General features: G+C 68.2%; 1 protein-coding gene. It reads left to right on the top strand.

Translation table 11 applies throughout. The annotated features are described in order from the left end of the window. The coding region (locus VXC91_RS46500; RefSeq protein ID WP_329513352.1) for a substrate-binding domain-containing protein at positions 1-563 on the top strand (563 nt) is incomplete at its 5' end. Between the last annotated feature and the right edge of the window lie 104 nt (positions 564-667).

Raw genomic sequence — 667 nt, 5'->3', positions numbered from 1 at the left:
GGGTGGAGAATCTGAAATTGGACCAGATCCGCGACATCTTCGCCGGCCGGGTCGAGAACTGGTCCGAGGTCGGCGGCAATCCCGTCCCCGTCCACCTCATCAACCGGGACCCCGGCTCGGGCACCCGCAGCACCCTCGTCCGCAAGGTCCTGGACGGCCGTGAACCACCCCAGTTCACCGAGACCGACTGCGCGGCCATGGATCCCAAGCGGTACGGCCGCTGCGAGGTCGGCAGCACGGACACCGTGCTGGACACGACCGCCTCGACCCCCGGCGGCATCGGCTACAGCGAGGCCGCGGGCGTCGACGGACACGATGCGGCCGGCAGCCTCGTCAAGGTGACGATCGACGGCAAGAAACCGACGGTCGAGGGCGTCGAGGACAGCAACTACCCCTATTGGCAAACCGAGTTCGCCTACACCTACGGTGAGGCCCCCGCCGGATCCGTCGCCGCGGCCTTTCTGAACTTCCTCACCCAGCAGAGCGGCCGTGACATCCTGCGTGACCACGGGCACGGCCTCTGCTCCGAGGCGCAGAACTCAGGGGAGTGCCGCCCGGTCTGACCCCCACCTCGAACGGGCCTTCTTCCTCTCGGAGTGACTGAGTTTCGGCGACGCCCAGGCGGGCGCGGGATCACCGGGCCCGAGATCAGAGCCCCCTCACGTTT

It is taken from the genome of Streptomyces chiangmaiensis (genome assembly GCF_036281785.1).
GTDB classification, from domain to species: Bacteria; Actinomycetota; Actinomycetes; order Streptomycetales; family Streptomycetaceae; genus Streptomyces; species Streptomyces chiangmaiensis.
This window is presented reverse-complemented; position numbering and strand designations above follow the sequence as displayed.